We start from the raw sequence: 17,362 nt of genomic DNA, 5'->3' as shown, positions 1-17,362 counted from the left end.
CCCCGGTACGCCCGCAGCGGCGGCCGGTGGCTTCTCGGACGCCACCGGGCCGCCGTGACCACGCTCGGCGGGCTCAGAGCACGTCTTGGTTCTGCTGGTCGGCGGTCCGACGCGCGGCGCGTTCGTGGCGGTCCACTGCTCGGGCGTGGGCGATGGTGAGGAGCCGATCGATCTCGGGCAGCATGTGCGGGCCGGGCATGACGATGCTGCCGAAGCCGTACACCGCGTAGCCCGGGTGCGGTACGAAGGTGTCCAGTCGGGCGAAGTCGAACTCGTGCCGGTGGTCCTCGAAAGCCTTCGGTGGGAAGCCGAACAGGTTCTCGAACTCGGTTCGGCCCAGGTCCAGGTTGAGGCGGAAGACGCCGGGACGGTCGAGCTGGGAGGCGTCGTCGAAACCGGGCACGTCGTGCTCGACGATGGTGGCGAACGGCTGGCGGCGGTCGGGGCCGACGTAGAAGAACCGGTCGCCCCAGGCACCCTCGGGTGACCCGTTCTCCTCGCTCGCCACGACCTGCTCGACGCCGGGCAGCGCGAGAATCCGGTCGGCGAGTACTGCCGCATCGACGCCGGTCGGGATGTGCAGCACCGCGTCGGCGTGGTCGATGGTGGCCTGATCCAGTGGGAAGTAACGGTAGTCGTGCGTTCTCCGCTCGGCCGCTGCTATCTCGGCTGCCCGGACGTACCGCGGAAGTGTGGTGTCCTGCTGGAGTCTGCCCTCGTAGGTCGACCGGGCGGGGGCCTCGATGCCCAGCGCGGGGGATGCGCCGAGGCTGCCGACGACCACCGCGTACCTGTCGGTGAGCAACGACGCGACGATGGCGCCCGCACCGGCCCACGAGACGTCCGTTCCGGCCATCGTCATCGTGCTCGATTGACGCTGGAGGTGAGTGTTGTGCGCGAAGACCAGCGTGGGTCCGCGGTGTGCCTCGGCCGAGCGGATCGCGAGCAGGTTCTCGGCCATCAGCGCGTCCCGGACCCCGGCCAGGCGGGCGAAGCGTTCTTCCTGCCGCAGCGGCGCGGCGGCCGCTGCGTGGTAGCGCAGCACCGCGACAGCGGACATGGCGTGCACGAACGCTGTCGGCCAGCCCTCGGCCAGTCGGGGTGCGTTCAGGTACAACTCGGTCAGCAGGTCGTCGGCGATCACCCGGAGGCGCTGGGCGTCGGTCGAGCGACCGATCGACCTACCGGGCTCCCAGATCGCTGCCGTGTCGCTCCACCGGGCCTCGTCCCCGACCAGACCGTCGATCTCCGCTGATCGATCGAGGCCGAGGAAGTCGCAGACCCACCTGAGGTAGCGCCGAGGGCTGGGCGCACCCTCGATCTCCAGCGGGGCGTCGAAGCCGTGGAACGTCAGGCGCTCGGCGGCCGGTCGCCCCGCGTTCCATTCGCGCATCCGCAGCAGCAGGTCACGGTTGGCCGGGGCGGCACCGAGCCCGTGGCTGAACCCCTCGGCGAGCGCCCGGTCGAGGGTGACGGCGGTGTCGCCCTGGACGAACTCGTTGGCGATCAGCGCCGCCGCCCGGTCGCTCTCCAGCGCGATCGACCGGTAGCCCTGCTCGGCCAGCGACATGAAGGTCTCGTTGCGGATCTGGAGGAAGGCGGACTCGCCGTGCGTCGGCTCGCCGAGCGCGAGCAGCGCCGGTGGTACGGCAAACAGGTCGAGAAGGGAGATCATTCCATTAACCGTATCGTTGAACCTCCGGTTGAGACTTTCGAGCAACGGAGCGCGGTGAAAGCCACCAAACCCTCCAACCCGGGGGTACGCCGACCAGTCGACCTCGCGCGCCGGCACGGCCTCTCCGCGCAGGCCGTGCGCAACTACGAGCGCGACGGCGTCCTGCCGGCGGCCCAGCGCACCCCCACCGGCTACCGTCTGTTCACCGAGGTGCACGCCAGAGCGCTGAGCGCCTACCTGGCACTGATCGCGGGCCACGGCTACCCGGCCAGCGGCGAGATCATGCGTGCCGTCAACCGGGGCGACATCGACGCCGCCCTGCGCACGATCGACGACAGCCACGTCCTGCTCCAGCGCGACCGAGAAACCCTGGACGCGGTCGAGGCGGCGGTCGCCGTCCTCACCGGCTCGCAGCGGCAACCGCAGAGCCGGCGAGCCGTGCCGATCAGCGTGCTGGCCCACCGCCTCGGCGTACGACCGGCGACCCTGCGCAAGTGGGAACGGGCTGGCATCCTGCAGCCGGCGCGGGAGCCGGCGACCGGCTACCGCCGCTACTCACCGGACGACGTCCGCGACGCCGAACTCGCGCACCTGCTGCGCCGTGGCGGATACCGGCTCGACCACATCGCCGGGGTGCTGAGTCGGTTGCGCGAAGCCGGTGGCACCGAACCGCTCGTCGCGTCGCTGCGCCAGTGGCGGGAACAACTCACCACCCGTGGCCGAGCCATGCTCACCGGTGCCGCCCGGCTCGCCGAGTACATCGACGCCGCCGACGTCGGGTCCGACGAGCCCGCCACGGGCAACGTCCCCTGACCGCGCCACGCGGGCCTGCGACGTCCCCATCGAACGCCGCGCCGATGGCAAGGTGGTGCCCATGGACAGGACGCAGGTCGCCGACTGGATCGCCGGCTACGAGCGGGCCTGGCGGACGCCGGGCACGCAGGCGCTGGCAGAACTCTTCACCGAGGACGCGAGCTACCAGCAGGGGCCGTACTGGACGCCGGTCGTCGGTCTGCCGGCCATCGCCCGGATGTGGGAAGAGCATCGGGACGGCCCCGACGAGGTCTTCCAGATGACCACGGAGATCGTCGCGGTCGACGGGGACACCGCGGTGTCGCGCCAGGAGGTCCGCTACGGCGACCCGGTCGACCAGGAGTTCCGCGATCTCTGGGTGATGTGCTTCGCCGCCGACGGACGGTGCCGTTCGTTCGAGGAGTGGCCCTTCTGGCCGGGGCAGCAGCCGAGCAGTTGATCGGAGCCCGGCCACGGGCGCTGTGCGGTGGGGTTCAGGGTTCAGGTGACGCGTGCCGCGACGGCCGCGTACCTGCGGTCCGGGGTGTCCGGGAACTGGTGGCGCAGGCGCTGAAGCTCGGTGAAGCCGGCCCGGGTCAGGTGGGCGGAGAACACGTCGACCGGCCAGCGGTACGCGGTGAGCACCTTGTGGTCGAACGCGGCCACCTCGTCGTCGCTGTCGAAGAAGCCGATCACCAGCCGCCCGGACGGTTTCAGCATCCGGCGGAACTCGGTGAGCACGTCGTCCAGTTCCTGCGGTGGAAGATGAATCGTCGAGTACCAGGAGAGGATGCCCGCCACCGTGTGATCGGGAACGTCGAGCTCGGTCATCGAGCCGAGTTGGAAGACCGGCCCGGGGACGTTCGCCCGGGCGTGGTCGATGAACTCGGGAACCAGATCGACGCCGGTCACGTCGACGCCGAGGGAATGCAGGTAGCCGCTCCAGTGGCCGGGGCCGCAGCCGAGGTCGAGCACCCTGCCGTCCAACCCGGCGAGATGGGTCCGGACGAGGGACGTGTCGTCCTGGTGGTCCTGCCAACCACCATCGGAGAGCGCGATGTACCGCGCGAACACGGACGAGTAGGCATCACGGACCAGTTGGCTGCGCACCGCGACACTGTAGATCCGGGACCCGACACTTCAGCGACGGTCGGTCAGCCGACGAGGGGGGCGTCTATTCGGCAGTCTCGGCGTCGGGCACCCGGGCGTCGGCGACGACCGGCTGTCTGAGGATGGTGCGCCGTTTCTCGGGGGCCACCCGGCGGAAGTCACTCAGATAGATCTCGTGGTGTTTCCCGGTCATCCGCAACCCGTGGTTCGGGATGAACTCGTCGTGCAGGTGGGCCAGCACGGCTGCCTCGTCGTCGAAGGAGCCGACGTGCAGCGTCTGCACACACCGTCCTTCGGACAGGGTCTCCAGCCGGATGTCATCAAGGCGCGCTGGCCGGTTCTTCGCACCGGCCTGCTCGACCGCGGTGTCGACCATGGCCCGGTCGATCCAGTCGGGGACCATGAGCAGCAGGGTCCAACTCCACAGCGACTTGTCCCGCGAGGTGGTGAAGGCAGCCATGTCGTCGGCCCACCACAGGCCCTCCAGGGGCGGGACGACGTAGTCGCGCCCGAGGTCGCGCTTGCTGGCGAACTTGAGCTTGTACGCCACCGGATAGAGCGCCTCGACCGCCGCGGTGAAGGCGGGTGAGGTGTTGGGATCGCCGTGACCGTCGATCATGAGGTATCGCATGTCGGGCACGTCGACGATCCGGAACCGTCCCCGTGGTGCCTGGTAGGCGTCGACGGTCTTCTTGAAGTCGGTCTTGTCTGTCATCGGGTACCTGAATCCGGGCTGGTCATTCGAGTGGGGCACCGCCGAAGCCGACCCCGTGCGGGTCGGTCAGCTCCGGGGCCAGCCGATGCCAGCCCCAGGCGCGGCCACCGCCGTCGTGGATCAGAACGAAAGTCGCCACGCCCCGGAGCCTGCCACCCGGGTACGACAGCAAGGGCCGACGCCGGTGTGTCGCACGGCGCGGGCAGAATCGCGTTCGTGCTGGTGGCGGTGGTGTCCGACGAGCAGGGCGGGGGAGTGCTGCAACCTCTCGACCCGGCGGGCGCGCCGCTGGGCGGGCCCGAGGTGGTCGCCGACCTGCCGGCTGCGGTGGCGGCTCGGGAGCGCGCCGACCAGCCGCGCTGGGTCTGGGCGTCCGGCGCGTCGCTCTATCCGGCGCTGTTGCGCGCCGGGGTCGAGGTGCGGCGGTGTCACGACGTGGAGCTGACCGAGGCGCTGCTGCTCGGCTACGCCGGCCGGTGGGGTGAGCCCCGCGCGCTGGCGGCGGCGTGGGCGCGGCTGACCGGTGCGCCGGTGCCGCCGGATCCGCCACCCCGGGCTGCCGTTCCGCCCGGCACCGGTCAGGTCGCGCTCTTCGACGCCGTGCCCGGTCCGCCGGGCCCCGGCATCACCGCGCTGACCCGGGTGTACGCCGACCAGCTCGACCGTATCGCGGCGACCGCCGACCCGGGGCGGTTCCGGCTGCTGGTGGCGGCCGAGTCGGCGGGTGCGCTGATCGCTGCCGAGATGGGTGCGGCCGGGCTGCCCTGGCGGGCCGACGTGCACGACGCGGTCCTCGCCGACCTGCTCGGTGAGCCGTCTCCGGTGGGCGGGCCGCCCCGTCGGCTGGCGGAGTTGGCCGGGCGGATCGCCGAGGCGTTCGGGGTCCGGCAGGTGCACGCGGACAGCCCGGCCGAACTGCTGAGGGCGTTCGCGCGGGCCGGGATCGAGTTGCCGAACACGCGGGCCTGGGTGCTGCGCGGTGTCGACCATCCGGCGGTGCCACTGGTCCTGGAGTACAAGGAGCTGTATCGGATCTGGACGGCGCACGGCCGGGCGTGGCGGGACGCCTGGGTGCGCGACGGACGGTTCCGGCCGGAGTACGTCCCGGGCGGTGTGGTGTCGGGGCGGTGGGCCACCCGGGGTGGCGGCGCGTTGCAGATCCCGAAGGTGATCCGTCGGGCGGCGGTGGCCGACCCGGGGTGGCGGTTCGTGGTGGCGGACGCCGGGCAGTTGGAGCCTCGGGTGCTGGCGGCCGTCTCCGGTGACTCCCGGCTCGCCGCCGCCGGGGCGACCGGTGACCTTTACGCGGCGCTGGCCCGGGACGCGTTCGGCGGTGACCGGGGCCGGGCGAAGCTGGCGCTGCTCGGCGCGATGTACGGGCAGACCGGCGGGTCGGCGGTGCCCGCCCTGGCGGTGCTGCGGCGCAACTATCCGACGGCCTTCGGGTATGTCGAGGCCGCCGCGCGTACCGGCGAGACGGGTGGGTTGGTGCGGTCCTGGCTCGGGCGGACCTGCCCGCCGGGTACGGCGGGTTTCGGTGCCGACGAGGAGGGCCCGGTGGCCCCGGACGCGGCCGGTGACGGTCAGTCGCTCCGGGCCCGGGCGGCGCGTTCCCGGGGCCGGTTCACCCGCAACTTCGTCATCCAGGCCAGCGCGGCCGAGTGGGCGTCCACGCTGCTCGCGGTGCTTCGTGGCGAGTTGGCCGGCACCGGGGCGGAACTGGTCTTCTTCCAGCACGACGAGGTGATCGTGCACTGTCGGGCGGAGCGGGCCGAGTGGGTCGCCGAGACGGTGGACCGGGCCGGTCGGCGAGCCACCGCGCTGCTGTTCGGGGACACCCCGGTCCGGTTCCCGCTGGATCTGTCCATCGTGGAGTGTTATGCCGACGCGGCCTGAGCCGGCCACTCGTGCGGGACTGTCCGCCGCACCGGCACCGGCTATTTTGTGAGCACGCATCGGCGACCGGGTAGCGGCTCTGTGGGGAGATCGCGCACCTGTCACCCGCCGCGCGGGTGCGAGCGGGTGTCCGGCGGATGACGGCTCGCACCCGGTGTGCCGACCAGAAGGAGCAACGCCAGATGAACCCTGCTGAACATCGCCGCGCGGTCCCCGGGACCAGGCGGTCGGCGGAGGCGGGCCCCCGCCGCGTGCTCCGGTCGGTCGAGGGCTCACCGGGAGGCTTGGCGCTGCGGTTGCGCAACGAGGCCAGTCCGCAGGAACTGCGTGCCGTGATCACACCCGACGACGCGCGGCGGCTGGTCGACGCGGGCGTCACCCTCACCGTCGAGGAGTCGCCGCAGCGGATCTTCCCGACGGCCGAGTACGCGGCGGCGGGCGCGCGGATCGCACCGGCGGACAGCTGGGGTGAGGCTCCGACCGACGAGATCGTGGTCGGGTTGAAGGCGCCCGGCCCGCTGCCCTCGGCGCTGCGTCACCGGCACGTCTTCTTCGGTCACGCCTACAAGGGACAGCAGGGTGGCGAGGCGCTGCTGCGTCGTTTCGTCGAGGGCGGCGGGGCGCTGCTCGACCTGGAGTACCTCACCGACGACACCGGTCGGCGGGTGGCGGCCTTCGGGTACTGGGCCGGGTACGTCGGTGCCGCGTTGGCGGCCCTGCACGTGCGGGGTGACCTGACGCCGCCGTTGCGGGCGACCTCCCGGGCCGACCTGGACCTGGCCCTGGGCAAGGGCGCCGGCGACCCGGTACGGGCGTTGGTGATCGGTGCCCTGGGCCGTAGTGGTCAGGGCGCGGTGGCGGCGCTGTCGGTGGCGGGGATGGCGGTGACCGCCTGGGACATCGCGCAGACCCGTCAGCTCGATCGGGCTGCGCTGCTCGACCACGACATCCTGGTCAACACCGTGCTCACGCAGGTGCCGGCACCGCCGTTCGTACGCCCCGAGGACCTCGACGACCCGTCTCGTCGGCTGGCCGTCATCAGCGACGTCACCTGCGACGTGACGTCCGAGTGCAACCTGCTGCCGATCTACGACCGACCCACCGACTGGGCGCAGCCGGTACGGCGGTTCAGCGGCACGGCGTCGCCGCTGGACCTGATCGCCATCGACAATCTGCCGTCGATGCTGCCGCGCGAGGCGAGCACGGCGTTCTCCGCCGACCTGCTGCCACACCTGCTGGCGCTCGCCGAGGGGTCACCGGTCTGGCAGCGCGCGTACGACCGTTTCGTGGCGGCCTCGACGGCGCTGCACGAGGGACTTGGGAGGACATCGTGACGGCTACCTCGATTCCGCCGACGGGGCGGGTGCACTGGCTCGGCACCGGGCTGTCGACCGGAAGCGGTCTGCGGATCGTCTGCGACCTGGCGGAGCGGACGACGGTCTGGGGGCGTACGGAGGCGAAGGCGGTGGCCTGCCTCGAACGGCTGGACCTGGCCGGGCGCGCCGACACCCGGGCGTACACCCCGGACGCGCTCGCGGCCGAGGTCGGTGCGGGTGACCTGGTGGTCTCGATGCTCCCGGCCACCGAACACCCGGCGGTCCTGCGGGTCTGCGTGGATCGCGCGGCGCATTTCGCGAGTTCGAGCTATGTCACGCCGGAGGTGGCCGAGCTGGCCCGGGAGGCGGAGCGGGCCGGGCTGATCGTGTTGACGGAGGCGGGGCTGGACCCGGGCATCGATCACCTGCTGGCCCATCACCTGGTGGAGCTGGCGGAACGGGCGACCGCCGACGCCGGTGCGGTCAGCGTTCGCTTCGCCTCGTACTGCGGCAGTTTCCCGGCGGTGCCCAACGACTTCCGGTACCGGTTCAGCTGGGCCCCGCGCGGGGTGCTGACCGCGCTGCGTGCCCCGGCGCGTTACGTCGAGCAGGGTCGGGAGCGGACCGCCGCCCAGCCCTACCGTGACCTCCGGGAGGTGGTCCTGGACGGGGAGCGGTTCGAGGTGTACCCGAACCGGGACAGCGTGCCGTTCATCCCGACGTACCGGTTCCCGGCGTCGTGGAAGGTGGACACCTTCATCCGGGGCACGATCCGGCTCGACGGGTGGAGCGACGCCTGGGAGACGGTCTTCGCCGCGCTGGAGACCGGCAGCGACGCGCAGATCGACCGGCTGGCCGGTGAACTCGCCGAGCGGTATCCGACCACCGGCGACGATCACGACCGGGTGGTGATGTACGTGCTGCTGGAGGTGACGACCGCCGACGGGGGCAGCTGGTCCGGCGAGTACAGGCTGGACATCCAGGGCGACGGTCGGGAGAACGCGACACCCCGGACGGTCTCGGTGACGTTGGCCGCTGGCGTCGCGGACCTGTTGGCCGGGCGGATCGGGCCCGGTCTGCACCAGGCCGCCGCCGACGGGGAGGCGGTACGACGGTGGCTGGACTTCCTCGCCCGGCACGGCATCACCTGCGAGTCGCGGGTGTCGACGCAGGAGCCCGTCGAGTGACGTGACGGGGGGTGTCGCCGGGCGATAGCCTGATAGATACCCAATTTAGACCATTTGCCCCGCCACTCTCCTCCGACCGCCGTCGTTGCAAACGGTGTGCGTAGGACGGGAGGGTCGGGAGTCACCCCGACCGCTCCCACGCTGGAGGGAGCGCAGCTCTGAACCGGATCGCAGGAATGATCATCGCTGCGGGGGGTGGCCGTCGAATCGGCGGGCCGGAGGCCCTGCTGCACCAGGGTGGCAAGCCACTGGTCGACCAGATGATCGACACGCTGACGGAGGCGGGCTGCGGGCAGATCGTGGTCGTCCTGGGTGCCGCGGCCGACCAGGTCCGCGAGACCGCTGACCTGAGTCGCGCCACCGTCGTGGTCAACCGCGCCTGGGGCACCGGCGTCGGCTCGTCCATCCGGGCCGGGCTCGCCGGGATCGACGACGACCGGGTCGAGGCGGCGGTGGTGGTGCCGGTGGACATGCCGGGGCTCACCGCAGCGGCGGTGCGGCGGGTCGCCGCGCTGCCCTTCCCCGACGTGCTGGTCTGCGCCACCTACAACGGGCTGCGCGGCTATCCGATGCTGTTCGGTCGTCGGCACTGGCCGGGCATCGCCACCCTGGCCAGCGCCGACGTGGGTGCCCGGCCCTACCTGCTGGCGCACAAGGACCAGATCGTCGACATCGCCTGCGACGCGGTGGCCGACGGCAGCCGGGTCGACACCCCCGAGCTGATGGCCCTCTACGGCCTCTCCGTCCCGGAACAGCGCGTCGGCGTCTGACCCCGGCGGCTGCCCGGGGGCGGGCAGCCTGCCGCCGGGTGGTCCGGCAGGGCGGCGCATGTCAGTGTGCGGGCAGGTCGAACAGGTCGGCGGCGGCCTGCCAGCAGACCGTCCGCAGCCAGTCGTCGCCCAGGTCGAGGCGGGCCAGACCGGTCAACTGGTCGGCGTACGGGTAGGGGATGTTCGGGAAGTCGCTGCCCAGCAGCACCTTGCCGGCCAGCCCCAGCTCACGCAGCCGGGGCAACTCCTCGCTCGGGAACGACACGAAGTGCTCGAAGAACGAGGTGAACACCATGGTGGTGTCCAGCCGTACCCGCTCGTGGCGCTCGGCGAGATCCAGGAAGGCGGCGTAGTCCGGCGCGCCCATGTGGGCGACGATGGCGGGCAGCCGAGGGTGCCGGGCGAGCAGCGCGGCGAACGGCTCCGGCCCGGTGTGCGCGGCACCCACCGGCGCGTGCCCGGCGTGCACGACCACCGGTACGTCGGCCTCGGTGAGCAGACCCCACACCTGCTCCAGGGCCGGGTCGGTGGGTGCGAAACCGCCTACCTGGAGGTGCACCTTGAACACCCGGGCGCCGGCATCGATCGCCGCGGCGACGTAGCGCGCTGCCTGCGGCTCCGGGAAGAAGGTGGCCGAGGGCAGACATCCGGGGGTGTGCCGCGCGAAGTCCAGCGTCCACTGGTTCAGCTGCTCGGCCATGCCGGGCAGGTGGGCGTACGCCAGCGCGCTGAACGCCCGAACGCCCAGCCGCCGGAGGTGCTCGACGCGGTCCTCGTCGCTCCACCGGTAGCGGATCGGCCACTCCACCCCGACCAGCGGGCCGGCGGAGTCGAAGTGCTCCCACACCCGACGGCGCATCCTCGGCGGCAGGAAGTGCACGTGGACGTCGGCGAGGCCGGGCAGTCCGAGGTGCTGCCAGAACCGTGGCACACCCGCGTCGGCGGCCACCACCGCCGGCTGCACGGCCTCGACGCTCACAGGTCGAGACTAAGTTTCTGCAACACCGAGGGAGCGACCAGCCCGACCGCGGCCAGCACCGACACGATGGTCAACGCGGTGCGGACCACGACGACCTCGGTCTTGCCGCCGGCCCGCAGGGCGATCTTGTCGGGCAGGCTGATCGGTTTCCACATCCGGCGTTTGATCGGGATCGGCCAGAGGATCGGTACGCCGGCTCGGGTGATCATGTCGCCGAGGATGTGCACGAAGCAGCCCACGCCGACCGCCAACCCGATCATCGGATAGCCCCGGTCGCCCGGCAGGTTCGCGGCGGTGAACACGGCGGCACCGGCGGAGACCAGGGTGACGACGAGCCAGCCCGCCCGCTCGGCCCACTCGTCGAACAGGCCACGCAGGGCCAGCCCGATCATGAAGAACAGGATGCCGATGACCGCCCACTTGCCGTAGCGGGCGCAGAGCGAGGTGGTGCCCCAACCCACCAGCACGGTGAACGGGATGGTGTGGGTCAGCGTCCGGTGGCCGTTGTTGCGCTTCGGGTCGCGGCTGAGCTTCGTGGCGTAGTACACGCCGAGCGAGATCTTCTCCACCACCTCGGCGACGAACAGCGAGAAGACGCCGAAGGTGCGGGCCACGGTCGCGCCGCCCTTGTTGCGGGTGACCTTGCCGGACAGGTCGAGGTCGGGCAGCAGCGCCCCTCCGGCGCAGACGGCGGTGCCCACGGCCAACGCCAACGTCGACTGCTCGTAGTCGTAGAACTGCTGTAGCGCCCAAGACCCACTCAGCCATACCGCCGCGCCGGACAGCGCGTGCGACGGTCCCATCATCTCGGCTCGCCCTCCCCAGGGATCTTGAGCGCCAAAACTACGTCACTGTAGTTCGCGGCGACGCCGCAGGGGGACCACCTGCCGCGTCCATTCCAGACGGTGACCGGCGTCGACCGACGGGCCGGGCCGATCACCAGGGAGTATGGCAGCGCGTGACGGTCGGCCAGCACGATCTGTCGGCCATGGGACGCCCTGGACGTCCGAGGCTGTCGGTGGGTCGGGTCACCACCGACGCTTGCGGGGCGCGCGGACGGTCACGTCGCCGAAGATCGCGCGGCAGTGCACCTCGACCACCGGAGCTCCCCGCGCGACGGGGCCGCTCAGCTTGGACTGCTTGCTGCCGAAGACCGCACTGCCGGTGAGCCGGACATCCGTGCCCTCCGCCACCACGATCGTCACGTTGCCGAAGATCGCGTTCGCGTCGATCCGGGTCACCCGCCCCGGCAGCCGGGCCTCGTGCAGCTCGATCCGGCAGTCGCCGAAGACCGCCCGCGCCTCGATGCGCTCCGGTGCCGGCCAGGCACCCTTGCGCACCTCGTTGCCGAAGATGGCCAGGAGTTTCTCCGGCGCGGGCACCAGCGCGCCGGTTGCCGGTCGGGCCGGCGCGTCCGGCAGGTCCCGGGTCACCCGGGCCAGTTCGCCCCGGGTCTGTGCGGCGTGGGCGACACCGGCCCGCTCGGTGTACTCGTCCAGGGTCAGCCGGCCCTCGGCCGTCGCCCTGCCGAGCAACTCCACGACCTCCTCCCGTTCCCGGTCGGAGACTCTCAGCTGGTCAGCGTCGTCGTAGCGGTCCGGTTCCACGCCTGGAGCCTAACGGCGTCCCGCGACACCTCACTAGCCGCCGGGTCGGAAGCTGAGCCGTACCGTCGCCAGCTCGCTCGCCGCGACCGCCCAGTCGTCCTCGTGGGTGATCCAGCTCAACGTCCAGGAGCCGCCCGGCGGGTCCGACACGATCCGGGTGGCGTGCAGCCGATCGCCGTGCGGTGTCAGCCACCCGAACTCCCACTCGGTGGCGTCACCGACTCGGCCGAGGCGGAACTCCTGGTAGCCGGGGAGGGTGCCGCGTGCCAGCTCCCGGTCCCGTACGGCGGCCAGACGCGCGGTCGGCTCGGCGGTGGCGTCGGTGCCGGCCGCGACCGTGAACGCGCGACCGGTGGCCGGGTCCTGGAAGCACGCCACGTCGTTGTCCCGGAAGTACCGCCAGTCGGCGGGCAACGCCACCCGGAAGCCCCCGGTGTCGGCGTGCCACACCCATCCGGCGGGTGGCCGGAACTCGTCGCCGGGCCGGTGCGGTGCGGTGCGCAGCGCCTCGCCGTCCACCCACGGGCGTACGCAGGGCAGCGGCGGGGGGACGTGCCGACCGGGCGGACGGCGTCCGTCGCGGGGGAGAGGGCCGCCGGGCCCCGGCCCGCCCACGTCGTACGCCGGTGGGCTCTGCCCTTCCGAACCGGGCTGGTCCGGGCCGGTGCCGACCACCGTCAGCGCGGTGCCGATCCCGGCGGCCATCGCGACCAGGACGGCGACCGCCGCCAACGCCCACGGCCGGGCCCCGGCCCGTCGACGGTGCTCGGCCTCCGGTGTCGCCTCCCGGGCGGCGGCGGGCGACGGCGGTCCGTCGCTCCGCACCGGGCCGGTCCCGGACGGCGGGCCGTCACCTCGCTGCGGGCCGGTCCCGCTGGGCGGCCGGGTCCGCTCGTGGTCGCCCGGGTGGCCGCTCGCCTCGCTGCCGACCGATCCGGCGGACGAGCCGGTCGGGGGGAGCGGAGCGGTGTCCTCACCTGCCCGCTCGGGCACCTCGGTCGGCTCGGGCCCGACCGCGATCAGCAGCCGACGGCGGGTCTCCAGGTGGTCGATGCGGTGCGCGGGGTCGCGGCGCAGCAGCCCGGCCAGCACCGCCGCCAGCGGCCCGGCGTGCGGTGCCGGGTCCGGTGGCGCGGACGCCAGCGCGCTCAGCGTCGCCATGGCGGTGCTGCGGGCGTACGGCGCGCGACCCTCGACGGCGGCGTGCAGCGTGGCACCGAGCGACCAGAGGTCGGCCCGTTCACTGGACACCCCCTCGGCCACCCGTTCCGGCGCGACGTACTGCGGCGAGCCCAGGATGGTGCCGGGCCGGGTCATCGTCTGGTCGGCGTCGTCGAAGACGGCCAGCCCGAAGTCGGTCAGCAGCACCCGACCGTCGTCGGCGACGAGGACGTTCGCCGGCTTGACGTCGCGGTGCAGCACCCCGGCGTCGTGCGCCGCCCGCAGCGCGTCCAGCAGCGCCAGGCCGATCCGGGCGGCCTGCTGCGGAGGTAGCGGCCCGTCGGTGTCGAGGAGATCCTGGAGGGTGCGTGACGGGACGTACTCCATGACGATCCACGGCGCGTCGGACTCGGAGACCACGTCGTAGACCCGGACCACGTTGGGGTGGTTGAGGCGCGCCGCCGTGCGCGCCTCCCGCAGTGTCCGGGCACGCAGCTGGTCCAGCTCGTCACCGCCGAGCCAGGTGGGCAACACCACCTGCTTGATCGCCACCTGGCGGTGCAGCAGCTCGTCCTCGGCCCGCCAGACCGTGCCCATCCCGCCGCGCCCGACCAGATCGAGCAGCCGGTACCGGCCGGCGATCACCGTTCGCATGCTCCCCCTATCCGCCGCCGTCCGGCGTACACCCTAGCCAGCGGATCGGGGGCCACCTATGCCATGGGTCCACTTAGGAGGCAGCCCCGCCGACGGTGAGGAGGTTGCCGTCCGGGATGTCTATCGTCTGTCGGCGCACGGGCATCTCGGCGGCGGCGCGCCGGGACGGTGGCGCAGCGTGGTCGCGGCGCGCCGTGGCGTAGGTGTCGGCGGTACGGGCGGCGATGGTGGCCCAGCCGTACCGTCGACCGACCATGCTGCGCGCCTGTCGGGCGACCCGCCGGGCGAAGACCTCGTCACCGAGGAGGTGCCCGACGGCTCCGGCCAGCGCCGACGGGTCGCTGTGCGGGAAGGTGACGCCGGTGACGCCGGGCTCGACGATCTCGGCCAGGCCGCCGGTGCGGGCCACGGCGAGGGGTGCTCCGGCCGCTGCGGCCTCCAACGCCACCATGCCGAAGGGCTCGTAGAGGCTCGGCACCACCGTCGCGTCGGTCGCGCCGAGCACCGCCGGCAACTGGGTGTTGTCGAGGAAACCGGCGAAGCGCACGGTGTCGGCGAGACCGAGCTGACGGGTCCGGTCCTCCAACTCGCCCCGGAAGGGGCCGTCTCCGGCGATCAGCACCCGCAGCCCGGGATGCTGTGCGCGCAACGTCGGCACCGCGTCGACCAGGTGTTGGACACCCTTCTCGTAGACCAGACGGCCGGCGTACCCGACCAGTGGGCCGTCCCCGGCGAAGCGGGCGCGGGCCGAGGCGACCGCGCGGGGCCGGGCCCGCCAGGCTCGGTCGTCGACGCCGTTGGGCACCACGTCGACGCGGTGCTCCGGTGTGCCGAAGAGGGTGGTGACCTGGTCGCGCATGTAGCCGGAGCAGGCGATGACCCGGTGCGAGGCGTTGCTGAGCCAGTGCTCGACGCCGTGGATGGTGCGGTTCATCTCCTCCGGCAGCCAGCCCTGGTGCCGACCGGCCTCGGTGGCGTGGATGGTGGTGACCAGCGGCAGGTCGAGGTGGTCGCGCAGGGTGATGGCGGTGTGGGCGACGAGCCAGTCGTGGGCGTGGATGACGTCGTAGTCGCCGGTGGTGGCGGCGTGCAGCGCGGCGCGGGTGAGGGTGTGGTTGAACGCCATCGTCCAGGCCAGCAGCGAACCGGTGGCCAGGGGGAAGGTGACCGGGTCCTCGGCGGCGCGGACGACGCGTACGCCGTCGACGTATTCCTCGAGCGGTGCGCCGTCGGCGTGCCGGGTGACGACGGTGACGTGGTGACCGGCGGCGGCCAACGCCACCGACAGCGCGTGCACGTGTCGGCCGAGACCACCGACGAGGACGGGTGGGTACTCCCAGGACAACATCAACACCCGCTGCGACCGTGCGGGGTTGATGTCGACGACGACGGCGTTCGGTGACATACGCGCCCCCTTTGAGTTGTCTCCGCGCACCCCGCAGCAGGCCCCTGACAGGCGGCTTTCGCGTTGCGGCTGGATCGGGACCAATCCTGGTCGCGGCTGGATAACCGGTGGAGACGTAGCCGTTGCGGGGGTGTAAAGCGCTACCGGCGTACGCGCAACAGCTCCGCGACCGACCATGCCTGGAACGGACATCCGGTGGCGGTGTGCGGGGCGGTGCCGTCGGCGGTCTCGCTGACCGACCCGAGGCCGTACTCGCCCAGGTGCGCCTCCAGACCGGTGAACAGGTCGTCCACCGGCAGCCCGGCCCGGCGGCTGGCGTCGACGTACGGGCCGATCAGCCACGGCCAGACCGTGCCCTGGTGGTACGCGGTGTCCCGCTCGGCCGGTCCGCCCCGGTGCCGACCCAGGAAGCCGGGACAGTCGGGGGCGAGGCTGCGCGGGCCGAGCGGAGTGAGCAGCCGGTCGCCGATGCGGCCCAGCGTCCGCGCATCCGGTTCCATCGGCGCGAACGGCAGCGACCAGGCCAGCAGCTGGTTGGGGCGCAGCAGGTCGTCGTCGTGCTGGGCACCGCCACCGAGCGGGTACGTCGGCGCGGGCGCGTCGACCACGTCGTACAGCCAGCCCGCCGGGGTGGGGAACCGGCTCCGGAACGCGCTGACCGCCCGCTCGTGCAGCCGGTGCAGCCCGTCGGCGTCCTGCCCGGCCAGGTCGGCCAACTCGGCGACCCCGGCCACCCCGTTGACCCAGAGCGCGTTGACCTCGACCGGCTTGCCGTGGCGGGCGGTGACCGGCACCCCGTACACCCGGGCGTCCATCCAGGTCAGCGCGGCACCGGGGGCACCGGAGGTGAGCAGTCCGTCGGCCGGGTCGACAGCGATGCCGTACCGGGTGCCGGCCACGTGGGCGTCGACCACCGCGCGCAGCGCCGGCAGCAACTCGTCGCCGAGGTCGGTGTCACCGGTGACGGTGACGTGTCGGCTGACCGCGTGCAGGAACCACAACGTGCCGTCGACGGTGTTGTACTCGACCCGCCCGGTGTCGGCGGTGTTGGCCAGCATCCCCTCCGACAGCGTCGCCGCGTACGCGCGCAGCAGCTCACGGCCGAGGTCAGCCCGGCCGGTACGCAGGAACAGCCCCTCGTAGGAGATCATCGTGTCCCGCGACCAGGCGCCGAACCACGGGTAACCGGCCACCACCTCCACCGGGTTGCCCCTGGTCCGCACCACGAACGCGTCGGCGGCCAACGCCAGGGTCGCCGTCACGTCGTCGGTGGGCTTCGCCGCCGCCACCACCTCCCGGTTGCGCCGTCGGGCCGCCGCGACCACCTCGACGGCCGGTGGCGGCGCTGGTGCCGGATCGTGCGCCCAGGCCAGCACCGACAGCGTGTCGCCCCGGCGGTGCAGGGTGTCGCGGAACTGGCCCGCGTACCACAGGTCCTCCTGCGGGTGCAGGCCACGCTCGGCCTCCTCCCGGTGGTACACCCCCCGCCACCAGTGGCCCTGCGGCGACCAGCCGGGCCCGGACAGCCGGTACGCCCCCTCGATCACCGCACCGCCGTCGACCGGGTCCATCCGTAGCGGTGGCCCGTCGCCGCGCCGCTCGGCGTGCGCGTCCCGCCAGGTGCAGGCGGCGGCCAGCTCCAGTTCCACCGGCCCACCGCTGATCAGCCGGTGCACCACCGCCACGCAGGAGCGGCCGGGCAGCATGGCCAGCTCCCGTTCGATCACCACGTTGCCGACGCGCCACCGCCAGCGGGGCAGCCCGTCGGTCAGGTCGAAGCGTTCCAGCAGCTCGAAGCCTCGCGGATCCACGTCACCGGAGGCCCACTCGTGCGTGCCCAGACGTACCCGGGCCCCGGAGGGCAGCAGCACCGCCGGATCGAGGCTGACCAGTCCCACCTTGCGGGCGGCCGGGGTTTCCCCGGGGACCACCAGCAGCCCGTGGTAGCGGCGGGTGCGCAGGCCGCCGACGGTGCCCATGGCGTACCCGCCGAGGCCGTCGGGCACCAGCCACTCGCGGCTGGCGGCGCTGGTCAGGTCGCCGCAGACCTGCGAACCGTAGCGAATCTCGATCAACTTTCCTCCATCGCGGCGAG

Annotated in this window: 15 protein-coding genes; 6 read left to right on the top strand and 9 right to left on the bottom strand. The window is 72.6% G+C overall.

Annotation, left to right across the window (positions count from 1 at the left end; genetic code table 11):
- Positions 1-73 precede the first annotated feature (73 nt).
- Positions 74-1,675, bottom strand: coding sequence for a DUF6194 family protein (locus FF096_RS14470; protein WP_155218321.1), 1,602 nt, complete (start codon positions 1,673-1,675; stop codon positions 74-76).
- A 54-nt stretch (positions 1,676-1,729) separates the two neighbouring features.
- On the opposite strand from FF096_RS14470, the gene FF096_RS14465 reads away from it, so the two are divergent.
- A complete protein-coding gene (locus FF096_RS14465) occupies positions 1,730-2,488 on the top strand; it encodes a TioE family transcriptional regulator (protein ID WP_309223306.1) in 759 nt (252 codons plus the stop codon).
- Between the two features lie 61 nt (positions 2,489-2,549).
- Positions 2,550-2,927 carry a nuclear transport factor 2 family protein gene (locus FF096_RS14460; RefSeq protein WP_155218319.1) on the top strand — a complete coding sequence of 126 codons (378 nt, stop codon included), beginning with the start codon at positions 2,550-2,552 and terminating at the stop codon, positions 2,925-2,927.
- A gap of 41 nt (positions 2,928-2,968) precedes the next feature.
- Here the strand turns inward: FF096_RS14460 and FF096_RS14455 are convergent, their stop codons facing one another.
- Both FF096_RS14455 and FF096_RS14450 read right to left on the bottom strand, forming a co-directional pair.
- Positions 2,969-3,577 (bottom strand): class I SAM-dependent methyltransferase, encoded by a 609-nt coding sequence (locus tag FF096_RS14455; RefSeq protein ID WP_309223305.1) that lies wholly within the window; start codon positions 3,575-3,577, stop codon positions 2,969-2,971.
- A gap of 64 nt (positions 3,578-3,641) precedes the next feature.
- Positions 3,642-4,292 (bottom strand): GyrI-like domain-containing protein, encoded by a 651-nt coding sequence (locus FF096_RS14450; protein WP_155218317.1) that lies wholly within the window; start codon positions 4,290-4,292, stop codon positions 3,642-3,644.
- A 186-nt stretch (positions 4,293-4,478) separates the two neighbouring features.
- Between FF096_RS14450 and FF096_RS14445 the strand changes: the two genes are divergently transcribed.
- The 4 genes from FF096_RS14445 (at position 4,479) to FF096_RS14430 (ending at position 9,461) form a co-directional block, all read left to right on the top strand.
- Positions 4,479-6,188, top strand: a complete 1,710-nt coding sequence (locus FF096_RS14445; RefSeq protein WP_309223304.1) for a bifunctional 3'-5' exonuclease/DNA polymerase — start codon at positions 4,479-4,481, stop codon at positions 6,186-6,188.
- 251 nt (positions 6,189-6,439) lie between these two features.
- Positions 6,440-7,522 carry a saccharopine dehydrogenase gene (locus FF096_RS14440; RefSeq protein ID WP_309223303.1) on the top strand — a complete coding sequence of 361 codons (1,083 nt, stop codon included), beginning with the start codon at positions 6,440-6,442 and terminating at the stop codon, positions 7,520-7,522.
- Positions 7,519-8,691, top strand: coding sequence for a saccharopine dehydrogenase NADP-binding domain-containing protein (locus FF096_RS14435; protein WP_309223302.1), 1,173 nt, complete (start codon positions 7,519-7,521; stop codon positions 8,689-8,691). Before FF096_RS14440 ends, FF096_RS14435 begins: the two co-directional genes overlap by 4 nt.
- 176 nt (positions 8,692-8,867) lie before the next feature.
- The gene (locus FF096_RS14430; protein WP_155218313.1) at positions 8,868-9,461 is read left to right on the top strand and encodes an NTP transferase domain-containing protein; all 594 of its coding nucleotides are present in this window, start codon (positions 8,868-8,870) and stop codon (positions 9,459-9,461) included.
- Between the two features lie 61 nt (positions 9,462-9,522).
- Here FF096_RS14430 and FF096_RS14425 read toward each other — a convergent pair whose 3' ends face one another.
- The 6 genes from FF096_RS14425 to FF096_RS14400 all read right to left on the bottom strand — a co-directional run bounded on the left by FF096_RS14425 (position 9,523) and on the right by FF096_RS14400 (position 17,342).
- Positions 9,523-10,440: an amidohydrolase family protein gene (locus FF096_RS14425; RefSeq protein WP_309223301.1), complete on the bottom strand. Its 918-nt coding sequence runs from the start codon at positions 10,438-10,440 to the stop codon at positions 9,523-9,525.
- Positions 10,437-11,246 carry a metal-dependent hydrolase gene (locus tag FF096_RS14420; protein ID WP_155218311.1) on the bottom strand — a complete coding sequence of 270 codons (810 nt, stop codon included), beginning with the start codon at positions 11,244-11,246 and terminating at the stop codon, positions 10,437-10,439. The genes FF096_RS14425 and FF096_RS14420 overlap by 4 nt, the downstream gene beginning before the upstream one ends.
- Before the next feature lie 222 nt (positions 11,247-11,468).
- Positions 11,469-12,047, bottom strand: coding sequence for a DUF1707 domain-containing protein (locus FF096_RS14415; protein WP_155218309.1), 579 nt, complete (start codon positions 12,045-12,047; stop codon positions 11,469-11,471).
- Positions 12,048-12,080: 33 nt separating this feature from the next.
- Positions 12,081-13,853, bottom strand: coding sequence for a protein kinase (locus FF096_RS14410; protein WP_375335339.1), 1,773 nt, complete (start codon positions 13,851-13,853; stop codon positions 12,081-12,083).
- An 82-nt stretch (positions 13,854-13,935) separates the two neighbouring features.
- The gene (locus tag FF096_RS14405; protein ID WP_155218305.1) at positions 13,936-15,267 is read right to left on the bottom strand and encodes a glycosyltransferase family 4 protein; all 1,332 of its coding nucleotides are present in this window, start codon (positions 15,265-15,267) and stop codon (positions 13,936-13,938) included.
- A 140-nt stretch (positions 15,268-15,407) separates the two neighbouring features.
- Positions 15,408-17,342: an amylo-alpha-1,6-glucosidase gene (locus FF096_RS14400; protein WP_155218303.1), complete on the bottom strand. Its 1,935-nt coding sequence runs from the start codon at positions 17,340-17,342 to the stop codon at positions 15,408-15,410.
- Positions 17,343-17,362: the final 20 nt, after the last annotated feature.

Origin of the sequence: Micromonospora sp. CP22 (genome assembly GCF_009712475.1) — a bacterium.
GTDB lineage: Bacteria > Actinomycetota > Actinomycetes > Mycobacteriales > Micromonosporaceae > Micromonospora.
This window is presented reverse-complemented; position numbering and strand designations above follow the sequence as displayed.

Bases quoted from the DNA above. Each gene is read 5' to 3' on its own strand.
- FF096_RS14470 (WP_155218321.1), bottom strand. From the start codon at position 1,675: ATGATCTCCCTTCTCGACCTGTTTGCCGTACCACCGGCGCTGCTCGCG.
- FF096_RS14460 (WP_155218319.1), top strand. From the start codon at position 2,550: ATGGACAGGACGCAGGTCGCCGACTGGATCGCCGGCTACGAGCGGGCC.
- FF096_RS14450 (WP_155218317.1), bottom strand. From the start codon at position 4,292: ATGACAGACAAGACCGACTTCAAGAAGACCGTCGACGCCTACCAGGCA.
- FF096_RS14430 (WP_155218313.1), top strand. From the start codon at position 8,868: ATGATCATCGCTGCGGGGGGTGGCCGTCGAATCGGCGGGCCGGAGGCC.
- FF096_RS14420 (WP_155218311.1), bottom strand. From the start codon at position 11,246: ATGATGGGACCGTCGCACGCGCTGTCCGGCGCGGCGGTATGGCTGAGT.
- FF096_RS14405 (WP_155218305.1), bottom strand. From the start codon at position 15,267: ATGTCACCGAACGCCGTCGTCGTCGACATCAACCCCGCACGGTCGCAG.